The sequence below is a fragment of the Proteus sp. G2675 genome, from assembly GCF_963886535.1.
In the GTDB taxonomy this organism is placed as follows: domain Bacteria; phylum Pseudomonadota; class Gammaproteobacteria; order Enterobacterales; family Enterobacteriaceae; genus Proteus; species Proteus mirabilis.
The window spans coordinates 21,784-47,194 of the sequence record NZ_CAWPCB010000015.1 but is presented as its reverse complement, the minus strand read 5'-3'; the positions used below and the strand labels follow the sequence as shown (position 1 = coordinate 47,194).

Sequence of the window (25,411 nt, the reverse complement as noted above, 5' to 3'; positions counted from 1 at the left end):
CTGACTATTATCATGATAACATTCTCATCGTTATGATTATCATATAATAAGTCAGTTTAGAACATTAATATGGGATCGGGTAACATTTATGCTACAGTGTATTCCGAAAAGCGTTTCATTAACCGTGTTACCATAGCGTGTAGCCCTTGAGTACGAGATGGCGTCAAATGACTTTCCAGTGCTAATGTCGAGAAATAGTGGTTAACATCAGTGGCGAGAGCTTGCTCTACCGTTTTACCTTGAAAAAGAATAATCACTAATGCCACTAATCCTTTAACAATACCTGCATCGCTATCACCGGCTAAAATCAGCTGCTTATGCTCATCTAATTCAACCGCTATCCAGACTTGGCTCTGACAACCTTCAATAAAATTAGCCGCCGTTCTTTGTTCATCTGTTAATGGTGGTAAGCGTTCTCCTAGCTCCATCATATAAAGATAACGTTGCTCCCAATCCTGACAACGAGAAAAATTGCGTAATAATTTTGCTTCATCAGGCAAAGCCGCAATTGCCATGAATAACCTCTTTTTTAATTGTTAGCCTAATAGTTTTTCAATGCGTAACAACGCATTAACCAGTGCATCAATATCCGCTTTATTATTGTATAATCCCAACGAAGCGCGACACATGGCAGGAACCTGATAATAGTCCATAATTGGCATCGCACAGTGATGACCCGTACGAATAGCAATACCATAGTTATCAAGAAAAGTTCCCACATCATAAGCGTGATGCTTACCTAAATTAAATGCTATCACACCTTGACGCGCTTCATTACCATAAAGCGTTAATGATTTTACTTTGGTTAATTGTTGTTGTGCATATTGCATTAAGCTATTTTCATATGCAGCAATCTTATCCATACCAAATTGAGCAAGATATTCCAATGCTGCCCCTAAGCCAATGATACCGATAATATTAGGCGTTCCAGCTTCAAATCGCCACGGCGCATCCGCGTAGGTAATATCACCATTGATATGCACATGTTTTATCATAGCGCCACCCCCTTCCCATGGAGGTAATTCATCAAGTAGCGCTTTTTTGCCATATAGCAAACCAATCCCTGTCGGACCATAAAGTTTATGGCCACTACATACAAAAAAATCACAATCTAACGCACTAACATTGATAGCTTGATGCATCGCACTTTGTGCCCCATCAACTAAAATATGTAACTCGCCCCCTTGCTGAGCCGAATACTCTCTAGCTTGGCAAATAATTTCAGCAATAGGATTGACGGTTCCCAGTACATTAGACTGATGAGTGATCGCCAGTAACTTAGTTCTGTTATCAATTAATTGGGGTAATTGCGCTAAATCGAGTTGCCCATTAGCGAGCAGAGGAATAACACGGACATGAAAACCATACTGTTTTGCTAACATATACCACGGCACTATATTCGCGTGGTGTTCCATTTCAGTAATGATAATGTTATCACCATCATTTAGGAAACGATGGCTATAACTGTAAGCGACTAAATTGATCCCTTCTGTCGTTCCTTTTACAAAAACGATTTCTTCTTCACTCTTTGCACCTAAGAAATGTGCTGCTTGCTTACGAACATTCTCCACTAAGGTGGTGGCGTTTGCACTTAATGTGTGAATGCCGCGGTGAACCGCGGCATATTGTGTTAAGGCAAACTGTTTTTCACGCTCCATGACACAAGCGGGTTTTTGCGCACTTGCGGCACTGTCGAGATAGACTAAAGGTTTTTCTTTCACCTGTTGGGAGAGAATAGGAAAGTCATCCCGCGCTTTTTCAATGGAATGTGTCATCATGCCTTTTTATACCTCTGATAAGCGTTGATTTATTCTCTCTAGAACATGAGTTTTGATCACACTATTTTCTAATGATTCCGTTAATTCGGCAGCAAATGCATGAATGATCATTTTGCGAGCTTCACTTAACGCAATACCTCGTGAACGTAGATAAAATAGTTGCTCATCATCAATACGCCCAACCGTTGCACCATGACTACATTTCACATCATCAGCATAGATCTCAAGTTGTGGCTTAGTATCAATTTGTGCTTTATCACCTAATAACAAGTTGTTATTGGTCATTTGACCATCTGTTTTCAGCGCTTGAGGGGTGACTGTGATCATGCCATTAAATACGGCTTTCCCTGCATCCATTGCAATACTTTTATGTAATTGACGGCTTAGGCAATTTTTCTCACCATGCACGAGCCAAGTACGAGTATCGGCAATTTCGTTCGCTTTGGGTAATACCACACTATTCATTGATAGCTCACTGTTCTCACCCGTCAGTGCAGCGCTAGTATGGTGACGACTCAGTTTATTCCCCAACAAGAATGCGTAACTATTAACACGAGCATCTCGTCCAATGCTTAAATCGTTATGGGCAAAATGTTGGCTAATGTCATTTTCAAAACCAAGTTTAATATGGTTGAACGAGGCATTATCACCAATAGTGGCGGTTAATCTCGCCCCAGTAAAATGGCGGTTTTCACCATCACTGCTAATATAGTGTTCAATCACTTGCATCTGAGCATTAGCGCCAACATCAAGATGGAAACGATAGTTAGCACTGTTAACTTCTTGCCCTGCATGACCTTGTGTAATATTAAGGATATAAAGCGGTTTATCTGCCACTACGCCTTTTTTCAAGGTAATGAATAGCGGCTGTTGCGCTAAACTTTCAACTAAATGCAAGAACACTTCACCATTAATGGCTTGCGGTAATTCACTTTGGTTATCCAGTAATGTCACTTGGTATGGACCAAAATCTTGACTACTTTCAGCCGGTGAAAATGCACCATTAACCATCACGATACGGTAGCAATCAAATGAGAGCGCCCGTTGCTCAATTAAATCTTGTACCTCAAAAGGTGGCAACATTTGATATTGCTGACTGAGCGTCTCATCTAATGGCGTATAATGCCAATCTTCGTGTCGATAAGCTGGAAAACCCACTTTTTCCACTTGTAGCCAGTGATTACGTGCATTTAAATTATCTTCCCCTTTACGCTGTTGATATAGCGCAGAGAATTGTTTTAATGCCTGTTGATTACGCTGTTCTACTTGATGCTGTTTTTCACGTTTCTCATTGAGGGTCAATAAGCCAGCCATAACCTTGTTCCTCCAATTTTTGTGCTAATGAAAAATCACCTGATTTAATGATTTTTCCTTGGTAAAGCACATGCACATAATCAGGTTTAATATAATCAAGGATACGTTGATAGTGAGTCACCACGATAAAGGCGCGTTTACCATCACGTAAGCTATTGACACCATTAGCGACAATTTTTAACGCATCGATATCAAGTCCTGAGTCGGTTTCATCTAAGATACACAGTTCAGGTTCAAGGGCAGCCATTTGCAAAATATCGTTACGTTTTTTCTCACCACCGGAAAAACCTACGTTAACAGAACGAGTTAACAAATCTTGAGGCATATCCAATAGTTTGATTTTATCTTCAATAAAATCTTCAAAATCAAAGCGATCTAACGGCTCTTGGCCTCGATATTCTCTTACCGCATTGACTGAGGATTGTAAGAAAAACTGGTTACTGACACCGGGGATCTCTACTGGGTATTGAAATGCCATAAAGATACCTTCACCCGCTCGCTCTTCAGGCTCTAATTCCAGTAGATCTTTGTTTTTAAAAGTCACACTACCTTCATCAACTTCATACTCTTCGCGACCTGCTAAGGTTGCGGATAATGTACTTTTACCTGAACCGTTTGGCCCCATGATAGCGTGCACTTCGCCGGCACGTACTTGCAAATCTAATCCTTTAAGAATTTCATTGCCTTCAACACTGACATGTAAATTTTTAATATCTAACATAATATATGCCTTCGGTATTTTTATACCCAGAATTTGGTTAATGGTTAACCAACGCTATGTTCTAAGCTGATTGCTAATAATTTTTGTGCTTCTACAGCAAATTCCAGCGGTAATTCTGAGAACACGTCCTTACAAAATCCATTGACAATCATTGAGATTGCATCGTCTTCACTTAATCCACGTTGACGGCAGTAAAATAACTGATCTTCACCAATACGTGACGTTGTCGCTTCATGCTCTAATTGTGCTGAGTTATTCATGACTTCAACATAAGGGAAGGTGTGAGCACCACACTCTGTGCCAATTAACATTGAGTCACATTGTGTGTAGTTACGTGCATTCTGCGCACCAGGTAACACTTTCACCAAACCGCGATAACTATTTTGACTTTTACCCGCAGAAATACCCTTAGAAATAATAGTTGATTTGGTATTTTTACCGATGTGGATCATCTTGGTTCCCGTGTCAGCTTGTTGGTTACCATTGGTCAGTGCCACTGAGAAAAATTCAGCCGTTGAATTATCTCCTTTTAAGATAACACTTGGGTATTTCCAAGTGATCGCTGAACCTGTTTCAGATTGAGTCCACGACATTTTAGCGTTCTCACCTTCACAAAGGGCACGCTTAGTGACGAAGTTAAGAATTCCGCCTTCGCTATCACCGCCAGAGAACCAGTTTTGTACCGTGGAATATTTCACTTCGGCATCTTTATGAATGATAACTTCAACAACGGCAGCATGCAGCTGATAGCTATCACGTACAGGTGCTGAACACCCTTCGATGTAACTGACGTAACTTCCTTCATCCGCAATTAAAATCGTACGTTCAAATTGGCCTGTTTGTGCCGCATTAATACGAAAATAGGTGGATAATTCCATAGGGCAGCGAACACCTTTAGGAATATAAACAAAGGTACCATCAGAAGCGACCGCCGCATTAAGTGCCGCAAAATAGTTATCGTGGCTAGAAACAACTGTACCTAAATATTGGCGTACTAATTCGGGATATTCTTGAATCGCTTCACCGAAGGAGCAGAAAATAACACCATGTTTAGCTAGCTCTTCACGATAAGTGGTAGAAACCGATACTGAGTCAAAAATAGCATCTACAGCCACTGACTGCCCTTCTCTTACTGGCACGCCTAACTGATTAAATGCGTCTTCAACTTCTTTAGTTAAATAATCTTGGGTTTCTTGTGTTGAGACAGCTTCATTGTTACCACTAGCACAACTGCCATTGGCACAACAAGCACCGCAAGATGGCGCTGAATAATAACTATAATCTTGATAATTCAGCGATGGATAATCTGCTTTTAGCCAATGAGGCTCTTCCATCTCTAGCCAATGACGATAAGCATCAAGACGAAACTCTAGCATCCACTCTGGCTCATTTCTTTTAGCTGAAATAGCTCGCACAACCGCTTCATTCAACCCTTTATCTAACGTATCGGTTGAGATATCGGTATAGAACCCTTCTTTATAGTGATGATCACTGAGCCAGCCTTGAACTTCATCACCAATTTCAACATTGCTCTGAGACATAATCTGACTTCACTATGTTATACCCCAAAGCTCTCACCACATCCGCAGACGTTCTGAGCTTTAGGATTATTAAATTTAAACATCTGATTAAGTCCTTCACGGACATAATCAACAACTAAACCATCAATGAATGGCATGGCTTTTAATGCAACGAATAACTTGGCACCATTATGTTCATAGACAAGATCGTCCTCTGAGGGGCCTGCTGCAAGCTCAATAACATAACCATAGCCCGTACAACCTGATGGCTTAATACTTAAGGAAAGTCCCTGACTTTCAGGGTTTTTCTCCACTAATTGGCAAATATGTTTCGCTGCACTATCAGTCAGCACAATGCCTTGCCAAGCAGTATCATTTAGAGAAAAAGTTTCAACATTGTTTGTCATTACTGACCTCATTTCGAAAGGAGATTAATATCTTTCCTGACTCTAATGGTAATGATAACCCTTATCACTTCAACCCTGTCTTTTGAAAGGATATTATAAAATCGTTTAAAAATTGCTCTTTTTTTGCTTTTTAATTGTTAAATATAGCGCTTAATAAATTGAAATGTAACAATTTTTATCTTTTTTCATTACAAAAATAAAACTTTTTTAAATTCCTTTATTTCGCACAATACGCATAAAAGTTGCAAAGCAAATACATTTTATACCTTTGTCACTGAAATGTAGAGAAAAAGCATAAAAAATCAACAATTGATAATCGCAAAATATTTTCTTTTTATGCTTATACTGATAGGTAAGATAGCACCACTTTTGTGATAACTTCTTATTGTATTGTGTGCTTTTATGACTTATTGATTGATACTAATTGAATTCACATACCTATTAGTGCAATCAATAACTTCTTGATTATTATTACTTTTATTTTCAGCAATAAATTGTAATTGCCATACACGATTTGTGTTAGTATCCGCAATTAATACCCCTTCATAGCTCACTTTCTGATTAGACAACTTTCCTTCAAAGAAAATTTGTCGAGCTGGCATTTCTGACACTGTGAAAGGCTTTATTGTTGTTGAAGTTTCTTTCATGCCATCAATAGTGGAAATATTATCAACGATACCCTGTGCTCCAGTATCAATATCATAACTCATCATATCGTCAAGTTTAAAATAAACTAAACGAACTTCTGATAACTGGCATACTGGTTTGGCTTGATAAACTAACATCTGTGATGTGACATCTTGGACATGATCAGGTAATAATTGAAAATAGTGTTCTGTATCATCTCTATTTAATGAGAATGAAGTTGGATACGCGATATTAAACCCCGACATAGTACGTACAGGATAATTTATTATCTCTTCACTCTTATTGTGAGTTGATTCGTTATCACATGCTGTAAGTAATAAACTACCGATTAAAATAAAAACGCTTTTATAATTTAGAATGGTTGATGTCATTTTTTCTTACTATTAATAATAATGAAGATAATAATTATCATTAAAATTTAAACTTAAATAAAGATAATTTTTTCACATGACCTCATTTCAATAAATAAAAAACGCCTAAAGTGAAATAATAACCTTAGACGTTTATTATTGATTAACGAATTAAACAATAACCGCAGTTGTTAAACGTGAAATACAGACTTTACGGTCAGCGTCATCAAAAATTTCTATTGACCATACTTGATGTGTACGACCTAAATGAATAGGTTTACAGACACCTTTTACAACCCCTTCTTTTACTGCTCGCATATGGTTGGCATTGATTTCTAAACCCACCACTTTTTGTTCACCTTCTGTGCATAAATAGCCAGCAATTGACCCTAAGGTTTCAGCTAATACCACAGAGGCCCCACCATGTAATAAACCAAAAGGCTGTTTAGTACGCTGATCTACTGGCATGGTGCCTTCAAGATAGTCCTCACCCAGTGCGGTGAGTTCTATACCAAGGTGCCCCACCATATTATTTGGGCTAATATGATTAAGTTGTCCTAATGTTGTTTTTCGTTTCCATATCATTGCATAATCTCCAAAAGCGCCTGTAGTGGATGTTTTAACTCAATATTATCAATACGTTTTACTTGGCTACGACAAGAATATCCGGTACTCAAGCAACGTGCTGTAGGGAGTGTTTTCAATGCATTTCCCCATGACAGTTGATAAATTCCCAATGAATTTTTATAGTTATTCACTTCATGCCCATAAGTACCCGCCATACCACAGCACCCCGTAGTTACCACTTCAAGTGGTTGACCATAACGTTGGAATATCGCTTGCCACTGTTGCATACTTTGCGGTAATGCCGTTGACTCAGTACAATGACTAAAAAGATACCATTTTTCAGCATCTTCGCAGATCTCAATCGGCTCACTGACTAACTGATTTAGCCACTCATGAACCAGTTGAACCTTAAAGTTACCGCGTTTATCCCCTAATATCTCCCGATATTCATCGCGGTAGCAAAGGACTAAAGCGGGGTCGACTCCTACCATTGGAATGGACAACTGTGCAACTCGATTAAGCATCGTTGCTGTTTTTTGTGCAGTTTTACTAAATTGCTGTAAAAATCCCTTAATATGCTGTGCTTTTCCGTTAGGTGAAAAAGGCAATAGCACAGGTTTAAAACCAATTTTTTCAATCAATTTAATAAAGTCAGCAACTACTTTAGCATCGTAATAACTGGTAAATGGATCTTGTACCACGATAACATAATGGCTTCGTTGCTTTTCTGATAACTGCTCTAACTCTTCCAAGGTCATCGTTAACGCGCTATGTCCAGCTAACTGCTGCTTTAATGTCGGAGATGACAATAGAGGCAGATCTACCATACCAATAGTACGTTTACTCAACGATTGCACCAATGGTTGCTTAATAAAGAAATTAAACAGACTTGGTACTTTTGCCATTAACGGTGTGGTGAGTTCGACATTTGCCACAATATGATCTTTTAGCGGACGTAGATAGCGTTGATGATATAACTGAGTAAATTTGGCTCTAAATGATGGCACGTCAATTTTAATCGGGCATTGTGTAGAGCACGCTTTACAGGCTAAACAACCATTCATTGCTATTTTAACCTCATGAGAGAAATCATATTCTCCACGTTTAGCTTTCCATGTATTGCGTGTTTTTTCAATCAATCCCCGTAAGCTAGGTTTGTTATTTGTAAGACTTGTTTCTAACTGCTGAGGGCTTACTCCTTGCTCTGTAAGTAGACGTAACCACTCTCTGACTAATGTCGCTCTGCCTTTAGGTGAATGAATACGTTGTCCAGTTATTTTCATAGAAGGACACATTGGACTTTTAACATCAAAGTTAAAACATAATCCATTACCATTACACTCTAATGCACCGCGAAAATCTTCGCGAACCGATACAGGAATGGTGCGATCAAATGTGCCGCGTTTAATAGCATCGACCTGTTTCATTGGCGCCTCAACCTCAAGAGGAGGACATATTTTCCCTGGGTTAAGTCTATTTCGAGGATCGAACACCGTTTTTATTTGACGTAATTCGTGATAAAGGGTTTCGCCAAAGAATTCTGGACTATATTGCGCTCTAAAGCCTTTTCCATGCTCCCCCCATAGTAAGCCACCATATTTCGCCGTTAATGCAACAATCTCATCAGAAATGGTTTTCATGAGTTGTTCTTGTTGCGGATCACACATATCTAAAGCAGGTCTCACATGCAATACGCCAGCATCAACATGACCAAACATGCCGTAATTGAGCTGATAACTATCAAGTAATGCCCTAAATTCAGTAATATAATCCGCTAAATGCTCTGGTGGCACACAGGTATCTTCAACAAAAGGAATGGGTTTAGCATGCCCTTTAGCATTACCTAATAGCCCTACTGCTTTTTTACGCATGGCATAAATACGGTTAATATCGGCGAGGTTATCACAAACCTGATAACCGATAACGCCCCCTTCGCCATTATTCATCAGCTTATCTAAGCGCTGACATAAATCCTCCACTTGTGAGGCAATCAGTGTTTTATCATCACCGGCAAACTCAACAATATTTAGCCCTTGCATATCTTTATCGGGCACATCCGTAATCAATGCATTAACGGAATGCCAGACAATATCTTCTCGAGCAAGGTTTAATACTTTGGAGTCAACAGTTTCAACAGAAAGCGCCTTTGCTTTTACTAAAAACGGCGCGTTACGCAATGCGGAATTAAATGAGTCATACTTCACATTCACTAAACTGCGCTGCTTTGGAATGGGGGTAATATCGAGTGTTGCCTCGGTAATAAAGGCCAAAGTCCCTTCTGAGCCGGTTAGAATACGCGTAAGATCAAAATGCTTCATGTCATCGCTAAACACATGGCGTAAATCATAGCCCGTTAAAAAGCGATTCAGTTTAGGGAATTTTTCGAGAATAAGCTGACGTTGTGCTTTGCAACGGGATAATACCGTTTGATATATCCGACCAACAGCAGAATCTTCTTTCGCAATAGTTTCAGCTAAAGCGCTGTCCATCGCGCGAGTTTCAAGCAATTCTCCGCCTAGCAAAACGGCTCTGACGCCTAATACATGATCGGAGGTTTTGCCATATACCATAGAGCCTTGCCCTGAGGCATCGGTATTGATCATTCCCCCTAATGTCGCACGATTACTGGTAGACAGTTCTGGCGCAAAAAAGAAGCCATAGGGTTTTAAAAACAGATTAAGTTCATCTTTTATCACACCGGCTTCTACCTTTACCCATCGCTGTTCTGGGTTTATCTCAATAATACGTTTCATATAACGAGATAAATCCACCACGATCCCCTCGGTTAACGCTTGACCATTAGTGCCGGTTCCGCCACCTCTTGGTGTCAAAGAGAGGGAATGAAAACGAGGTTCATCCACTAAACGTGCTACAATAGTCACATCCGCTGTGGAACGAGGAAAAATAACCGCCTGTGGTAGCAACTGATAAATACTGTTATCTGTTGCCATAGTGAGTCTATCGGCATAAGTGCTCGATATATCACCTGTAAAACCATTTTGTCGGAGTGTATTTAAAAATTCGGTTGTGAGTTCACTGACTTGCGGTGCTTGCGATATACGTGGGATCATTTGTTATAGCTCTTTAATCTAATTTATCCACATTGCTTTATTAAAACTATCTCAATGTATGCCAAGAGGTGCAATAATTTGAATTTGCACTTTCAGACCGATACCTGTTCACCTTATCATACAATTCTGGCAAATTGCGTAGTGACATAAACAACATGATATTTGCCATGTTTATTCATCTGCTTTTAGCATTTTATTCGTGTAGGGATTTAAAATCATGGAAAAACCGCAGATCCATACAGATATACCCAAAATTTTATTCACCGTTCTTTTTATTTCTTTTTTTATTATCGGTAGTTTTTGGATCCTGAATCCTTTTATCGTTGGTTTTATTTGGGCTGGCATGATAGTGGTTGCCACTTGGCCTTTACTCATTATTTTAGAAAAACGAGTAAAATATCGCTGGCTATCAACCATGATCATGATGATTTTAATATTACTGATTTTCGTCATTCCGATTATTTTGTTAATTAGTAGTGTTATTGATAACAGTGCTCCATTGATTGAACTAGCAAAATCACCTTCAGATATTCAACCACCACAACTACTATGGTTAAAAGAGATCCCCATGGTTGGTAATACGCTCTATGAAACTTGGCACTCTATTCTCGTTTCTGGTGGTAATGCCTTAATGGCGAAGATCCAACCCTATATTGGACAAGCAGCAAATTGGTTCTTTGCACAAGCCTTAAATATTGGCCGTTTTGCGCTTCACTTAGTTGTCATGTTACTTTTTTCAGGATTACTCTTTTTACAAGGTGAAAATGTTGTTGCTTGGTTACGCCATTTTGCTGTGCGTCTTGCCGGACAACGGGGTGATGCAGCCATTTTATTAGCCTCCATGTCAATTCGCGCAGTGGCGCTGGGTGTGGTGTTAACTGCGCTGATCCAAGCCGTTATTGGTGGTATTGGCTTAGGTATTTCGGGTGTGCCTTATGCCACAGTGTTAACGGTATTGATGTTTATTTGCTGCCTTGCGCAATTAGGACCTTTGTTCGTTCTGGTTCCTTCTATTCTATGGCTATTTTGGACCGGTGATACTACATGGGGTATCGTCATGATCATTTGGGGTGGGATTGTGGCGACGATGGATGGTGTACTACGTCCATTCCTCATCAAAATGGGAGCTGACCTACCTATGGTACTGATTTTGACCGGTGTTATCGGTGGTATTTTAACACTCGGTATGATTGGTCTGTTTATTGGCCCTGTTGTATTAGCCGTAGCACACAGTTTATTGAATGCGTGGATCAATGAAGTTCCTAAACCCGATCCAGATTTAACAGAAACTGTAGAATTTATGAATAAAAACTTTATAGAAAAAGAGTAAATAATATAAAAGCATGTAAGTATCAACACTTACATGCTTTATAAGTATTACTTAAAACTTTAATAAAGATTATCAATTTATGAGTATTTTATTATTTTTATATCTTGAAATTTACAATTTGAAACAATTCTTATTTTTTTAAACCTGTTTGCTACCAGCGAGTTATATTCACTTCTTAATATCCTAATATTTTTTTGATTGAGATAATTCTTAGAGAATAATTAACTCATTTCTCTTAATATAAATCTCATCGAAACGAATGTTTCATTTAATTAATGGTTTTGCCTATTTTATTAATAGATTAAAAGGCGAGACCAAAGTATATAAAATATTGCTGTGTGTAGTCTTTGCCTGTCAGCCCATGATAGGCTTTTTTTTTATCTATTATTTATAAATAGTATAAAAAAAGCTCACATTATTTTGTGAGCTTTTAATTATTCAATAATAATATAATTATTGTTGTGCTAATTTCACCCAGGTTTTAATAACGGTATCTGGGTTTAAAGATAAGCTATCAATACCCTCTTCCATTAACCATTGTGCAAAATCTTCATGGTCAGAAGGGCCCTGTCCGCAGATCCCGACATATTTACCTTGACGTTTCGCTGATTGAATTGCCATAGATAATAGCGCTTTTACCGCATCATTACGTTCATCAAACAGTGATGAGACGACACCAGAATCACGATCTAAGCCCAATGTTAACTGAGTCATATCATTAGAGCCGATAGAGAAACCATCAAAATGAGCCAAGAATTGATCGGCTAATAAAGCATTGGATGGAATTTCACACATCATAATCACTTTTAAGCCATTCTCACCACGTTTTAAACCATTACGTGCTAACTCATCTATCACTTCTTCTGCTTGGCGCACCGTACGTACAAATGGGATCATCACTTCCACGTTAGTTAATCCCATCTCATTACGCACACGTTTCACTGCTTCACACTCGAGTGCAAAACAACGACGGAAATCATCCGATACGTAACGACCCGCACCACGGAAACCTAACATAGGGTTTTCTTCATCAGGCTCATAGCGATCGCCACCGACTAAGTTTGCATACTCATTTGATTTAAAATCAGACAAGCGAACAATGACACGTTTTGGCCAGAATGCTGCAGCGAGTGTTGCGATACCTTCGGTTAATTTACCAATATAATATTCAACAGGTGATGCATAACCCGCCATCATTTCATCAATTTCAGCTTTTAGTGCATCTGTTTGATCTTCGTATTCGAGTAAAGCGCGAGGATGCACACCAATCATACGGTTGATAATAAACTCTAAACGCGCAAGGCCTACCCCATCATTTGGTAACCCAGCAAAGTCAAAGGCGCGATCAGGATTACCGACGTTCATCATGATTTTTAAGCCAAGTTCTGGCATGTTATCGATTGCGGAGCTTTGAATAGAAAAATCGAGTTTCCCATCATAAACAAATCCGGTATCCCCTTCAGCACAAGAGACGGTGACCACTTGCCCTTCGCTAATACACTCCGTCGCATCGCCACAACCTACCACTGCTGGAATACCTAATTCACGAGCAATAATTGCCGCATGACATGTTCTTCCACCACGATTAGTCACAATCGCAGAGGCTTTTTTCATGATAGGCTCCCAATCAGGATCTGTCATATCGGTGACCAACACATCACCCGCCTCTATTCTATCCATCTCACTTAAGTTATGGATAACCTTAACCGTACCACTACCAATACGATGACCAATTGCACGACCTTCTACAATCACAGTGCCTGTTTCATTTAACTGATAGCGTTCCATAACTTGTTGGTTAGAACGAACTGTTTCTGGACGCGCTTGAACAATATATAGACGACCATTATGACCATCTTTAGCCCACTCGATATCCATTGGACGTCCATAATGTTGTTCAATCAATACCGCTTGTTTTGCTAGCTCTTGCACTTCATCATCAGTTAAAGAGAAACGATTGCGCAATGCTTCTGGCGTATCTTCAATACGGACTTGTTTACCATGCTCAATGCTATCGGCATAAACCATTTGGATCTTTTTAGAACCTAGGTTACGGCGCACAATTGCCGGTAAACCTTTCGCCAAAGTTGGTTTATGAACATAGAATTCATCTGGGTTAACTGCCCCCTGAACCACCATTTCCCCTAAACCATAAGCAGAGGTAATAAAGACTACTTGATCAAAGCCTGATTCAGTATCAATAGTAAACATCACCCCTGATGAAGCTAAATCAGAGCGAACCATACGTTGGACACCTGCAGATAAAGCAACACCGCGGTGATCATAGCCTTGGTGAACACGATAAGAAATTGCGCGATCATTAAACAGTGAAGCAAACACGTGTTTAATCGCAACTAAAATTGCATCGATACCTTGAACGTTTAAAAATGTCTCTTGTTGGCCGGCAAAAGAAGCATCAGGCATATCTTCAGCGGTTGCTGATGATCGTACTGCAAATGAGGCTTCAGATTCACCTTCACTTAAGGTCTGATAAGCATCACGAATATCTTTCTCAAACTGAGGGGTAAAAGGTGTATCAATCACCCATTGGCGAATTTGGTTACCCGCTTGTGCTAATTGATTAACATCATCAACATCAATACTATCGAGCAGCTCATAAATACGCTGATTAATACCACTTTGTTCCAGAAAATCATTAAACGCTTGCGCTGTGGTGGCAAATCCATTAGGAACAGACACACCCAGTTCCGCAAGATTAGTGATCATTTCACCGAGGGAAGCATTTTTCCCACCAACACGATCAACGTCATTCATACCCAATTGGTTATACCAAAGTACATTGCACGGGGTGAGGCTATTGCTGGACATTGAGAACAATCCTTTTTTAAACAAATGAGAGAGAGAAAAAAAAGAAAAACCCGCTGTCAAAACGACAACATAAATAAGCCTATCACAATGTTATGGAGAATATAGAAAGGTGAATCGATCAACCAGAAAACTTTATTTTTTTATCCTTTATAATCACTAAAAATACTATAGATAATATTGTCTGAATTGCTAATTCAGCTAAAAAAAAGGTGAGAGGAATGATATTAAGTTTGAATTCAATTAACTGTGATAATAATGAACTTGTTGATAGAACTGTTTTTTTTATCTCTGACGGCACCGCTATTACCGCAGAAGTCTTAGGCCATGCGGTACTCTCACAATTCCCATTAAAAATGAAAAGCTATACCTTACCTTTTGTATCTTCTGTAGAAAGAGCGGAAGAAATAAAAAATAAGATTAATGAAATTTATAAAAAAAGTGGCGCCAAGCCTCTGGTTTTCTACTCTATTATTAGTCCTGACGTAAAACGAATAATAAATAGTAGTGAAGGATTCTGTCAGGATATTGTGCAGTCATTAGTTCTCCCCTTAGAAAAAGAAATTGGCGTTCAAGCGCTACCTCAATTAAATAAAACGCACGGTTTAACAGAAAAAAATCTCAGCAAATATGATGCTCGAATTGCTGCTATTGAATACACTTTATCTCATGATGATGGGATCTCTTTACGCAATCTCGACCAGGCGCAAGTGATCTTAATCGGTGTCTCACGCTGCGGTAAAACCCCTACCAGTTTATATTTAGCGATGCAATTTGGCATTCAAGCGGCTAATTACCCTTTTACTGCTGATGATATGGATTTTTTAAAATTGCCTCCTGAATTAAAAGAGTATCAACATAAATTGTTTGGCTTAACCATTGCCCCAGAACGCCTTGCTGCTATCCGTAGCGAACGTCGTGAAAACAGTCGTTATGCATCTATTCGTCAATGTCGTATTGAATTAGCGGAAGTTGAAGCGCTATTTAGGAAAAATAACATTCCTTACCTAAATACGACAAACTACTCTGTTGAAGAAATTTCCACTAAGGTAATTGATTCTATGGGATTAGCCAGAAGAATGTTCTAGAGACCGTAAGTCATTTTTTATTTATTTTTCACCAATAACAGTGTTGAAATTAGCTGAATTTCGTTTATTGTGATCTTAATCACTGGGTAGACTTACCCTGTATTTTTATTGAGATAAATTATGTTAAAAACAGACGAATTACGGACAAAGGCTTTAGCCAGCCTAGTAACGCCGGAAACGTTAGCTAATGAGTTACCCATCTCACAAGAGATTATCAGTAATATCACTTCTGCCCGTCAACGCATTGAAGCTATTCTCACTGGTGAAGATAAACGACTATTAGTTATTATTGGCCCTTGCTCTATACATGATCCCAAGGCGGCTAAAGAGTACGCAACAAAACTAAATCAACAAAAAGCGCGTTTTCATGACCGTCTAGAAATCGTGATGAGAACCTATTTTGAAAAACCGCGTACCGTTATTGGTTGGAAAGGCCTTATTTCTGATCCTTTCCTTGATAACTCTTGTAATGTTAATGAAGGCATTCGTATTGCAAGGAAACTGCTAATTGAGATCAACGCATTAGGACTCCCCACAGCCACTGAATTTCTTGATATGGTCACGGGGCAATATATTGCAGATTTAATCAGCTGGGGAGCAATCGGGGCAAGAACAACAGAGAGTCAAGTTCACCGTGAAATGGCCTCCGCCCTCTCTTGCCCTGTGGGATTTAAAAATGGCACTGACGGTAATATACGCATTGCGATAGATGCCATTCGTGCCGCTCGTGCCAGTCACACTTTTTTATCACCTGATAAAACGGGACGTATGACAATTTACCAAACTAGCGGAAATCCCTACGGTCATATTATTATGCGTGGCGGTAAAAAGCCTAATTATCATGCCAGTGATGTAGCAGATGCTGTTGATGCACTGAAACAACTTGATTTACCTGAACACTTGGTCATCGATTTTAGCCATGGTAATTGTGAAAAAATTCATCGTCGCCAACTTGAAGTTGCACGCAATGTCGCTCAACAAATTACGGATGGTTCACAAGCTATTGTCGGTGTTATGGCAGAAAGCTTTTTACAAGAGGGATCACAGAAAGTCACAGCAGATAAGGTGCTGACCTATGGACAATCTATCACTGATCCTTGTCTCAGTTGGGAAGATACCGAACAATTACTGGAATTATTAGCTCAAGCGGTTGAAAGTCGATTTAAATAATATCGCCAAAAAGGAGAGTGTTACCTCTCCTTTTTAACTTACACAAAAAGTCGTTATCCATCTTCATTAAGATTAAGCTTTATCTTCTCCCACGCTAATCAACTGTATGATTTTTATTCTAACACCCTATTTTTGTTGTTCTTTTGTTACTAATCATCTTAAATTTAGACGTTTACGTTAAAAAAAGCTTGTCTAAAATACTCTGATAACGATAATGATTATCATAATCATAACCTCTATCAGTATTGCTATTGAAATGAATAAAAATGTTCATAATTTAAACGATTCATCGATAACACGTGAAACAAGCTCCCCAGTCATTCAATCTATAAATAGCATAGAATTACTGGGTAAATCGGGCGTGGTTTATATTCAACATAACGGAGAGTTGTATCAGTTACGCCAAACAAAAACAGGAAAACTTATCCTAACAAAATAAATATTTAATCCCTTTTCGCAAGCCACCTATTTTGCTAGGCAGCCAGCTAATTCACTCCATATACAAGGACTTTTATGGATATTAATGGTATGTCTATGCTGAAAAGAAATTTCAAATACTCCACATTAGCTACAGCAATTTGTCTGTTATACGCGCCGACTACTTTTGCTCATATTGAAAAAGTAGAGACAGATACATTGACTGTTATTGGGCAACAAGACAATCAAATAACGGATTTTCAATCTGTCGTCGATACCCGTTCAGCACAAGCTCAAACCGCATCTACCACGGGGCAATTGTTAAAACAAATCCCGGGGATCACCGTATCAGGAACGGGGATCACCAATGGTGGCAATATTATGATGCGTGGTTACGATCAAAGAGGTGTCAAAATCTTTGTGGATGGTATTCATCAACCTATTGATAATACTATGAACAAGCTTGGTGGCCTTTTTATTGAACCTTCACTTATTTCGCGCGTTAAAGTCAAACATGGTGGCTCTTCGGTTAAACATGGAAGTGGCGCGCTAGGTGGCGTTGTATCGTTCTCAACTCTCCATCCAAATGAATTATTAGACGCCAATAAAAACCTTGGTGCTAAATTATTTAGCTCATTCTCTTCTGCGGATAAACATTTTTCTTATGGTGGTGTGATCGCAGGTAGACATCAGTTAGTGGAAGGGTTATTGGCTTATAGCCAAAGAGAGCGTGGCCCGATACGTATTGCTGATGACTCAATATTAAATAACCACGAACGTATCAAAAATTATTTTGCAAAAGCCTATGTTTACCCTACAGAGGAACAAACCGTTATTTTTTCTGCCCGTCAATATAATAATGCAGGAGAGCAAAGAGAAGTTTTAAATCGAATGGGAGGGTTTGGAAAAAGAGACAGTAATAATATGTATCGAGCCACCAAACAAAATGATATCTCACTCACCTATCATTTAAATCCAAATAATTATGATTGGCTCGATCTGAGCACTCAACTTTATTATTCTCAGTTTAAAATTGCGCATACGTTTCTGACGGATACACGCAAAGAAATATATCCAGACATAGAAAGTGTGCTAGGTAATTCTGAAAAACGTACCCAATATACCTATGGTATGAAAGTAGAAAACGCCTTTAATTTAAATTACTTTCAAGATAGGTTGACTCAATCTGTGATTATCGGCATTGATGCTGAAAAACAGAAGATGGTATCGAATAATAAGGCTAAAAATTTCCCTTTATCACATATGGATAATGCCTCAGGTTGGGTTCATAACACGTTCAATACCCCTCTATTACCCATTACTTTAATTGCGGGTCTTCGTTACAACTATTATCAAAATGTCCCTGATAACAGTAAAACTTTAGATTACTACAAAGACTTAAATAAAAAAGGAGACATGACCTCCGCCGACAAATATCAAGAAACATATCAAAATATTTCTAAAAATATTGCGTTACGTCTCACACTGACCAAATGGTTACAGATCTATTCTTCTTATTCTGTTGCCTTTAGGGCGCCGACTTTAAGCGAAATGTATAATGACTCAGTACATTTCACTATAATTTCCCCTTTTAATAAGAAAAGCTATGATGCTCGTTGGGTTCCAAATTCCACATTAGAACCAGAGACGAATAGAACATGGGAACATGGTATCAATTTACAAAAAAATGCGTTGCTTTTTACCAATGACCAGCTAAACATTAAAGCTTCATATTACAGCACTGAATCAATTGACCACATTACTTATCAACAGTGGTATCATAGTCGTAAGCCTATCCAATTAAAAAATAGTCATATTGCGTTATCTCCCATTAAAGATGCTCGTGAACCTTTATTATTTCAATCAGTTAACTTGCCTAAAGCGCTTATTCACGGCTTTGATTTAAGATTGCTATATTCTCATCCATACATCGCTATGGGGGTAAATTACAATCAAACTAAAACCTTGGAACTGTCGTCTCTAGAGACTATTTCAATGGTGCGTCCTGAAACATTAACCGCTTTTATAAATGTACCCATTATCAAAACACCATTTTCTGTTGCTTGGTCAGGAAAGTTTGCCGGTCCAACGGCCAAAAAAGGCACACATAAATACCCTGGTTCAGAGGAAGTGACTACTCGATTAAAAGAAGATCTTCAGCAATACCCTGGCTATGGTGTGCATAGTTTTGCAGTCAACTATCAATCCAATAATAAAGATATACAAGCCTCATTGGTACTCGATAATGCATTCAACAAAGTGTATTACTCAACGGTAGGTGTGCCTCAAGAAGCTAGAAATATCAAAATGTCTGTCAGTTATCGCTGGTAAACAATAAAAAGAGCAATGATTTTTATCATAACGGGCTGTTGAGTTTAGCAGCCCATTTTAATAACGGAGATCGACCTGTATGTCTCAATCATCGCGATGCATAAAGGTGAGTGTTTTAGTTGTTGCAACAGCGATTAGCAGTGCATTCGCTGAAAATAAAAATCAAATCTATGGAGAAAAAAATAGCGGGGAGAGAAACACACAAATAATAACGGTTTATGCAACAGGTAACGAGCGAGATAGCTTTACATTACCAATGATGTCGACCGTCATAAAAAATAACAGTGCTTTGACAGAAACGGCTGGAAGTGCCACGGAGTTGTTGCGTCATATACCGGGCATTTCAATATCAGGAGCTGGCCGCACAAACGGTGAAACTATCAGTATGCGTGGCTACAGTAGTAACGGTGTTTTGACACTAGTAGATGGCATACGCCAAGGTACTGATACAGGTCATATTGACAGTATTTTTGTCGATCCTCTACTCATTAAACAAGTTGAAGTGGTTCGTGGCCCTTCAGCACTTTTATATGGAAGCGGTGCCCTCGGTGGGGTTGTGGCATATGATACCGTTGATGCCAGCGACTTGCTTGCAAAAAATGAACATGGTGGTGTGCGTGTTACCGCCCTTGGTAATACGGCACAACAGAGTCAAGGATTTGGCATTACCGCTTTTGGTCAACAAGACAATTTCGATGGATTACTCGCCCTCTCCGCTCGTGATAAAGGTACAACTCGCTATGGAGGCGGTTATCGTGCGCAAAACGATGAAACAATCATTAACTTATTATCTAAAGGACGTTGGTTTATTGATGATAGCAATACGTTAAGTGGCCAATTACGCTATTATCATAACAACGCACAACAGCCTAAGGATCCACAACTCGCCAATAACCCAACACCGGCTAATGTAGCGACAAATCGTACTACAACACAAAAAGATGCACAGTTAACCTATCAATATCATCCTAGTGATATGTCATGGATTAACCTAAAAACACAAGCCTATTACAGCGAGGTAGATATTAATGCGAAAACACAACAAAAAGGATTTGAAGGTAGAGAGCAAAAAACCTATGGCATTAAACTTGAAAATCGTACTCAATTAGCCACCTACCCCTTTGCTGCTCACGCTTTAACTTATGGCGGTGAGATCTATAAGCAAAAGCAATCACCCAGTGCAAATGCCGAAAGCTTCCCTAAAGCAGATATTCGTTTTATGTCAGGCTGGTTACAAGATGAAATGACTTTACGTGATGTACCCATTTCATTCATCGTCGGTACAAGGTTTGATAAATATAGCAGTCAAAATGATCGTTATGATGACATCAGCGCTGATAAATGGTCATCAAAAGGAGCTGTTAGTATTACACCCACAGATTGGTTAATGCTTTATACCTCTTATGCTCAAGCTTTTAGAGCACCAACAATTGGCGAGATGTATAACGATGCTAAACATTTTGATGCCCCATTCCCCGGAGCACCAACCAATTACTGGCGCCCTAACCCTAATTTAAAGCCCGAAACCAATTCAACAACTGAATACGGGTTCGGTTTTCAATTCGACGACTTATTATCTAATAATGATAATCTGAAAATTAAAGCTGCCCATTTCAATACGCGTGCAAAAGATTATATTGATACAGATGTCGCTATTTTTCAGGGATATACACAATCGACGAATATTCCAAGAGCAACTATTTGGGGTTGGGATATCGAGATGAATTATCAATCGAAGTTCTTTAGTTGGGATTTGGCTTATAACCATACAAAAGGAAAAGATAATGCCAGTAATGCCTCTATTACCTCTATTGAGCCAGATACATTAACCAGTCGCCTCGATATTCCCGTACCCAATAGTGATTTTTCTGTAGGTTGGGTGGGACAATTCACTAAAAAAACAGATTTTACAAAACATGATCGCTTTAATCGCCCGACCAATCGCCAACAAGCGGGTTATGGTGTCAATGATTTCTACCTCCGTTATGAAGGTAGTGCTTCATTAACAGGGCTAACAACCTCACTGGTACTGGGTAATGCATTTGATAAAAAATACTACTCTTCTGCGGGTATTCCTCAAGAGGGGCGCAATGCAAAAGTACTGGTGAGTTATCAATGGTAATTAACAATAAAATAAACGAAACAATAGGAGTTTCCGTGACTAAACCTCTTTATGAGAGCTACCTGCAAGCAAAAAATGAAAAAAAAGCATCTTATGCGCGTGATTTAGCAACTTACCTTAATGTAAGTGAAGCTGAGCTTACTCACGCGCGTGTTGGGCACGATGCTAAACGCTTACATGGTGATGTTCGTGATATTTTAACCGCTCTCGCAACCGTAGGCGAAGTGAAAGCCATTACTCGTAATGAAATTGCGGTTCATGAACATCTTGGTGAATATACCAATGCTCGTTTTAACGATCATGCAGGATTGATCTTAAACCCTCGAGCCCTCGATTTACGCTTTTTCTTCTCTCATTGGGCAAGTATCTTTGCATTAACCGAAGAGACGGCTCGTGGCATTCGTCATAGTATTCAATTCTTTGATCTTCATGGTGATTCTCTCCATAAAGTGTATACCACTGATAATACTCATATGGACGCATGGAATACCTTAATCGATACTTATTTATCACCAGAAAATCCCGTATTAGAGATTACCCCCGCTAAATCTTTTACTGATGCACCGGTAACAACGGCATTAGCACAACAGTTAGAACAGCAATGGCGATCGATGACTGACGTTCATCAATTCTTTAAAATCCTGCAAGAAAATAATCTCAGTCGCCAGCAAGCGTTCAAAGCGGTCAGTGATGATTTAGCTTATCAAGTAGATAATAGTGCCTTAAAAACATTATTAGCACTGGCGAAAGAAGTACAAAATGAAATTATGATTTTCGTGGGAAATCGAGGTTGTGTACAGATCTTTACCGGTAAAATTGATCGTTTAGTACCTCATCAATTTGAAAATAGTGAACAAGTATGGATTAACATTTTTAATCCTGCATTTACACTGCATTTAATTGAGAGTGAAATTGTGGAAAGCTGGATCACTCGTAAGCCAACCCAAGATGGTTTTGTCACAAGTCTTGAACTATTTGATAGCAAAGGTCAACAGATTGCTCAGCTCTATGGACAACGCACTGAGGGAACAAAAGAACAACAACAATGGCGTGAGCAACTCAACGCTCTTGCTAAAATAGCTTAATAGAAGGATAGCTCAATGAAAAAATGGCTTCTTTTGATCCTGTGTAGTTTGATGACATTCACCAGCCTCGCTAAACAACGTATTGTCACTATTGGTGGTGATATTACTGAAATTGTTTTTGCATTAGGTGCAGGTGATCAGGTCATTGCTAGAGATAGTACGAGTTTAGTACCAGAGCAAGTTAAATCATTACCCGATGTGGGTTATATGCGCATGCTCAATCCTGAAGGTATTCTTTCGGTTAAACCGACGCTGATTATTGCTAGCGAATTAGCTCGCCCTTCTTTTGCATTACGTCGTATCGAAAAAGCAGGTGTACCTGTTGAAACTATTACGGGTACACGTTCATTAGAAGCCATTAATGAAAAAATCGATGCCATTGCAACCCTCTTACAAAAAGAAACAGAGAGTCAGCAATTAAAAGAAAAGCTCACTCAATCTATTAATCAAATTGCCACGACGCCTATTGATAAAAAAATTATTTATATCATGAGCCATGGTGGTGTTGCCCCTATGGCTGCCGGTCAAAATACTGCTGCAGATACGATTATCACACTGGTAGGCGGAAAAAATGCTATGCAAGGTTTTAGTAGTTACCGCTTACTGTCACAAGAAGGGGTTATTGCCAGCCAGCCTGATATTTTGTTGGTCACTAAAGAGGGAATAAAAGGTATTGGAGGTATCGAAAAACTGTGGGACTTGCCCGGCATAAAGTACACCCCCGCAGGTAAAAATAAGCGCTATATCGTTGTTGATGATATGGGTTTATTAGGCTTTACCTTATCAACCCCCAAAGTTATGCAACAAATTCGTCAAGCATTGGAGCAATAATGTCTCGTTTTCGCTCACCGTGGATGAGTATTGCCATTTTACTCATCTTATTTACCATCATTACGCTTATTTCTGTTAATAGCGGCCCGCTAGCACTCTCATTTAGTACTTTATGGGATCGCTCTTTTGATGATATAGAGTGGCAAATTTGGCTTGATATTCGTTTACCTCGAGTACTATTAGCTATTCTCGTCGGTGGCGCTTTAGCCATATCAGGCACCATCATGCAAGGATTATTTAGAAACTCACTTGCCGATCCTGGATTACTAGGTATTAGCAGTGGTGCTGCGCTAATGGTCGCTATTGTGATTATTTTACCCTTCTCTTTTTTATCCGTATTTTCTTTCTACAGTCATATTATTGCCGCCTTTATTGGCGGCTTAATAGTGGCAATGATTATTTTTTCATTGCATCAATTAAGTGATGGTAACTTGGCAAGATTGCTCCTAGCGGGAATTGCCATTAATGCACTTTGTATGTCTTTTATTGGTGTATTGAGCTATATCAGCACAGATCAGCAACTGCGCCAATTTTCACTATGGATGATGGGCTCTTTAAGTAAAATAGACTGGAACACCTTGGCGATTGCAACTCTCGTGATTATTCCCATTAGTGCATTAGCCTGTTGGCAAGGTCATAAACTTAACCTATTACAACTCGGTGATGAAGAAGCACATTATTTAGGGTTAAATGTAAGAAAAACAAAATTTATTTTACTACTACTCAGTGCCATTTTAATCGGTTGTGCCGTTGCATTAAGTGGTGTTATTGGGTTTGTTGGTCTTGTGGTGCCCCACCTTATTCGTATGCGATTAGGCAGTAACCATATTTGGTTATTACCGGCCACCCTATTAGGGGGAGCAATACTCTTATTAGCCGCAGATACCCTGTCAAGAACCTTGGTATCCCCTGCGGAAATTCCTGTAGGACTTATTACCGGACTTCTTGGTGGACCTTATTTTCTTTGGCTTATTTTACGACAACCAGCAGGACGCATGTCATGATGGAAAATCAACACACTCCATTATTATATGGCAATAACTTGAGCTATAAAATCGGCAATAAAACTATTCTTGAGGATGTTTCTATTGCACTTAATACCGGTGAGCTTGTCACAATCATTGGTCCGAATGGTGCTGGGAAATCATCATTATTACGTTTATTGACCGGCTATACGCCTCCGACACAAGGAGAATGTTTTTTTAAAGGGAAAACTTACTCACAGTGGAATAGTCAATTATTAGCGCAAAACCGTGCTGTTATGCGACAAAACAGCCAGCTATCATTCTCTTTTTCTGTAGAAGAAGTCGTCGCTATGGGAAGAGCACCACATGGGCAAAAACATAAACAAATCGCAATAGAAACCGCGCTATTACAAACCAATTGTTTAAAGCTCAAAACAAGAGATTACCGTCAATTATCAGGTGGAGAACAACAAAGAGTGCAACTTGCTAGAGTGCTTGCTCAACTTTGGCAACCGACACCTGAGAATGTTGCGCTATTTCTTGATGAACCCACATCGGCACTTGACCTCTACCACCAGCAACAAAGTTTGCGTTTATTAAAGCAACTGGTCAAAACGCAAAATTTGATGGTGTGTTGTGTTCTGCACGATCTCAACCTCGCCTCCCTTTATGCTGATCGTATTTTATTACTGCATCAGGGAAAATTAGTTTGCGAAGGTACACCTCAAGATGTGCTCACCGCTGAGAATATTGAAAAATGGTATGGCGCCGAGGTCAGTATTAATACTCATCCTGAGTTATCTCAACCTCAAGTTTTTTTACGCCCATAAATAATAAAAGAGAAAGGGCTGAGCCCTGTTGAATACAGAG

At 39.2% G+C, this 25,411-nt stretch carries 20 protein-coding genes; 10 read left to right on the top strand and 10 right to left on the bottom strand.

Features of this window, described 5'->3' with window-relative positions; all coding sequences use genetic code 11:
• Window positions 1-86: 86 nt before the first annotated feature.
• From sufE to ydiJ, 9 genes are all read right to left on the bottom strand, one after another.
• Complete coding sequence (sufE, locus tag AACQ49_RS04565) at window positions 87-515, bottom strand: cysteine desulfuration protein SufE (RefSeq protein ID WP_004243158.1); 429 nt, start codon at window positions 513-515, stop codon at window positions 87-89.
• A 21-nt stretch (window positions 516-536) separates the two neighbouring features.
• Window positions 537-1,778: a cysteine desulfurase SufS gene (gene sufS / locus AACQ49_RS04560; protein ID WP_004243160.1), complete on the bottom strand. Its 1,242-nt coding sequence runs from the start codon at window positions 1,776-1,778 to the stop codon at window positions 537-539.
• A 6-nt stretch (window positions 1,779-1,784) separates the two neighbouring features.
• Window positions 1,785-3,092, bottom strand: coding sequence for a Fe-S cluster assembly protein SufD (gene sufD, locus AACQ49_RS04555; protein WP_004250980.1), 1,308 nt, complete (start codon window positions 3,090-3,092; stop codon window positions 1,785-1,787).
• Complete coding sequence (gene sufC / locus AACQ49_RS04550) at window positions 3,067-3,813, bottom strand: Fe-S cluster assembly ATPase SufC (RefSeq protein WP_004243163.1); 747 nt, start codon at window positions 3,811-3,813, stop codon at window positions 3,067-3,069. The genes sufD and sufC overlap by 26 nt, the downstream gene beginning before the upstream one ends.
• Window positions 3,814-3,857: 44 nt before the next feature.
• Window positions 3,858-5,354 (bottom strand): Fe-S cluster assembly protein SufB, encoded by a 1,497-nt coding sequence (gene sufB, locus AACQ49_RS04545; protein WP_004243165.1) that lies wholly within the window; start codon window positions 5,352-5,354, stop codon window positions 3,858-3,860.
• Window positions 5,355-5,371: 17 nt separating this feature from the next.
• Window positions 5,372-5,740, bottom strand: a complete 369-nt coding sequence (sufA, locus tag AACQ49_RS04540; protein ID WP_004248176.1) for a Fe-S cluster assembly scaffold SufA — start codon at window positions 5,738-5,740, stop codon at window positions 5,372-5,374.
• Window positions 5,741-6,147: 407 nt separating this feature from the next.
• Window positions 6,148-6,759 carry a hypothetical protein gene (locus tag AACQ49_RS04535; RefSeq protein WP_020945721.1) on the bottom strand — a complete coding sequence of 204 codons (612 nt, stop codon included), beginning with the start codon at window positions 6,757-6,759 and terminating at the stop codon, window positions 6,148-6,150.
• Window positions 6,760-6,909: 150 nt separating this feature from the next.
• On the bottom strand, window positions 6,910-7,323 hold the full coding sequence (locus AACQ49_RS04530) for a hotdog fold thioesterase (RefSeq protein WP_004243169.1): 414 nt from the start codon (window positions 7,321-7,323) through the stop codon (window positions 6,910-6,912).
• Complete coding sequence (gene ydiJ / locus AACQ49_RS04525) at window positions 7,320-10,376, bottom strand: D-2-hydroxyglutarate dehydrogenase YdiJ (protein WP_161778905.1); 3,057 nt, start codon at window positions 10,374-10,376, stop codon at window positions 7,320-7,322. The genes AACQ49_RS04530 and ydiJ overlap by 4 nt, the downstream gene beginning before the upstream one ends.
• 217 nt (window positions 10,377-10,593) lie before the next feature.
• Here ydiJ and ydiK point away from each other — a divergent pair, with 217 nt between their 5' ends.
• A complete protein-coding gene (gene ydiK / locus AACQ49_RS04520; protein WP_004243171.1) occupies window positions 10,594-11,706 on the top strand; it encodes an AI-2E family transporter YdiK in 1,113 nt (370 codons plus the stop codon).
• A 453-nt stretch (window positions 11,707-12,159) separates the two neighbouring features.
• On the opposite strand, the gene ppsA is transcribed toward ydiK, so the two are convergent.
• Window positions 12,160-14,535, bottom strand: a complete 2,376-nt coding sequence (gene ppsA, locus AACQ49_RS04515; RefSeq protein ID WP_004243172.1) for a phosphoenolpyruvate synthase — start codon at window positions 14,533-14,535, stop codon at window positions 12,160-12,162.
• 218 nt (window positions 14,536-14,753) lie between these two features.
• Between ppsA and ppsR the strand changes: the two genes are divergently transcribed.
• The 9 genes from ppsR (at window position 14,754) to AACQ49_RS04470 (ending at window position 25,371) form a co-directional block, all read left to right on the top strand.
• Entirely contained in the window at window positions 14,754-15,620 is an 867-nt protein-coding gene (gene ppsR / locus AACQ49_RS04510) for a posphoenolpyruvate synthetase regulatory kinase/phosphorylase PpsR (protein WP_004243173.1), read from the top strand.
• 120 nt (window positions 15,621-15,740) lie between these two features.
• Window positions 15,741-16,790: a 3-deoxy-7-phosphoheptulonate synthase gene (locus AACQ49_RS04505; RefSeq protein WP_004243174.1), complete on the top strand. Its 1,050-nt coding sequence runs from the start codon at window positions 15,741-15,743 to the stop codon at window positions 16,788-16,790.
• Between the two features lie 214 nt (window positions 16,791-17,004).
• On the top strand, window positions 17,005-17,229 hold the full coding sequence (hemP, locus tag AACQ49_RS04500; RefSeq protein ID WP_004243175.1) for a hemin uptake protein HemP: 225 nt from the start codon (window positions 17,005-17,007) through the stop codon (window positions 17,227-17,229).
• A 74-nt stretch (window positions 17,230-17,303) separates the two neighbouring features.
• The gene (locus AACQ49_RS04495; protein WP_049202923.1) at window positions 17,304-19,538 is read left to right on the top strand and encodes a TonB-dependent receptor domain-containing protein; all 2,235 of its coding nucleotides are present in this window, start codon (window positions 17,304-17,306) and stop codon (window positions 19,536-19,538) included.
• Window positions 19,539-19,617: 79 nt separating this feature from the next.
• A complete protein-coding gene (locus AACQ49_RS04490; protein WP_004248181.1) occupies window positions 19,618-21,660 on the top strand; it encodes a TonB-dependent hemoglobin/transferrin/lactoferrin family receptor in 2,043 nt (680 codons plus the stop codon).
• Between the two features lie 35 nt (window positions 21,661-21,695).
• Window positions 21,696-22,745 (top strand): hemin-degrading factor, encoded by a 1,050-nt coding sequence (locus AACQ49_RS04485; RefSeq protein WP_036907935.1) that lies wholly within the window; start codon window positions 21,696-21,698, stop codon window positions 22,743-22,745.
• A gap of 15 nt (window positions 22,746-22,760) precedes the next feature.
• Window positions 22,761-23,576 carry a heme/hemin ABC transporter substrate-binding protein gene (locus AACQ49_RS04480; protein ID WP_004243179.1) on the top strand — a complete coding sequence of 272 codons (816 nt, stop codon included), beginning with the start codon at window positions 22,761-22,763 and terminating at the stop codon, window positions 23,574-23,576.
• Window positions 23,576-24,580: a FecCD family ABC transporter permease gene (locus AACQ49_RS04475; protein ID WP_004248185.1), complete on the top strand. Its 1,005-nt coding sequence runs from the start codon at window positions 23,576-23,578 to the stop codon at window positions 24,578-24,580. Before AACQ49_RS04480 ends, AACQ49_RS04475 begins: the two co-directional genes overlap by 1 nt.
• Window positions 24,577-25,371, top strand: a complete 795-nt coding sequence (locus AACQ49_RS04470; RefSeq protein ID WP_036918417.1) for a heme ABC transporter ATP-binding protein — start codon at window positions 24,577-24,579, stop codon at window positions 25,369-25,371. Before AACQ49_RS04475 ends, AACQ49_RS04470 begins: the two co-directional genes overlap by 4 nt.
• The last annotated feature ends 40 nt before the right edge of the window (window positions 25,372-25,411 follow it).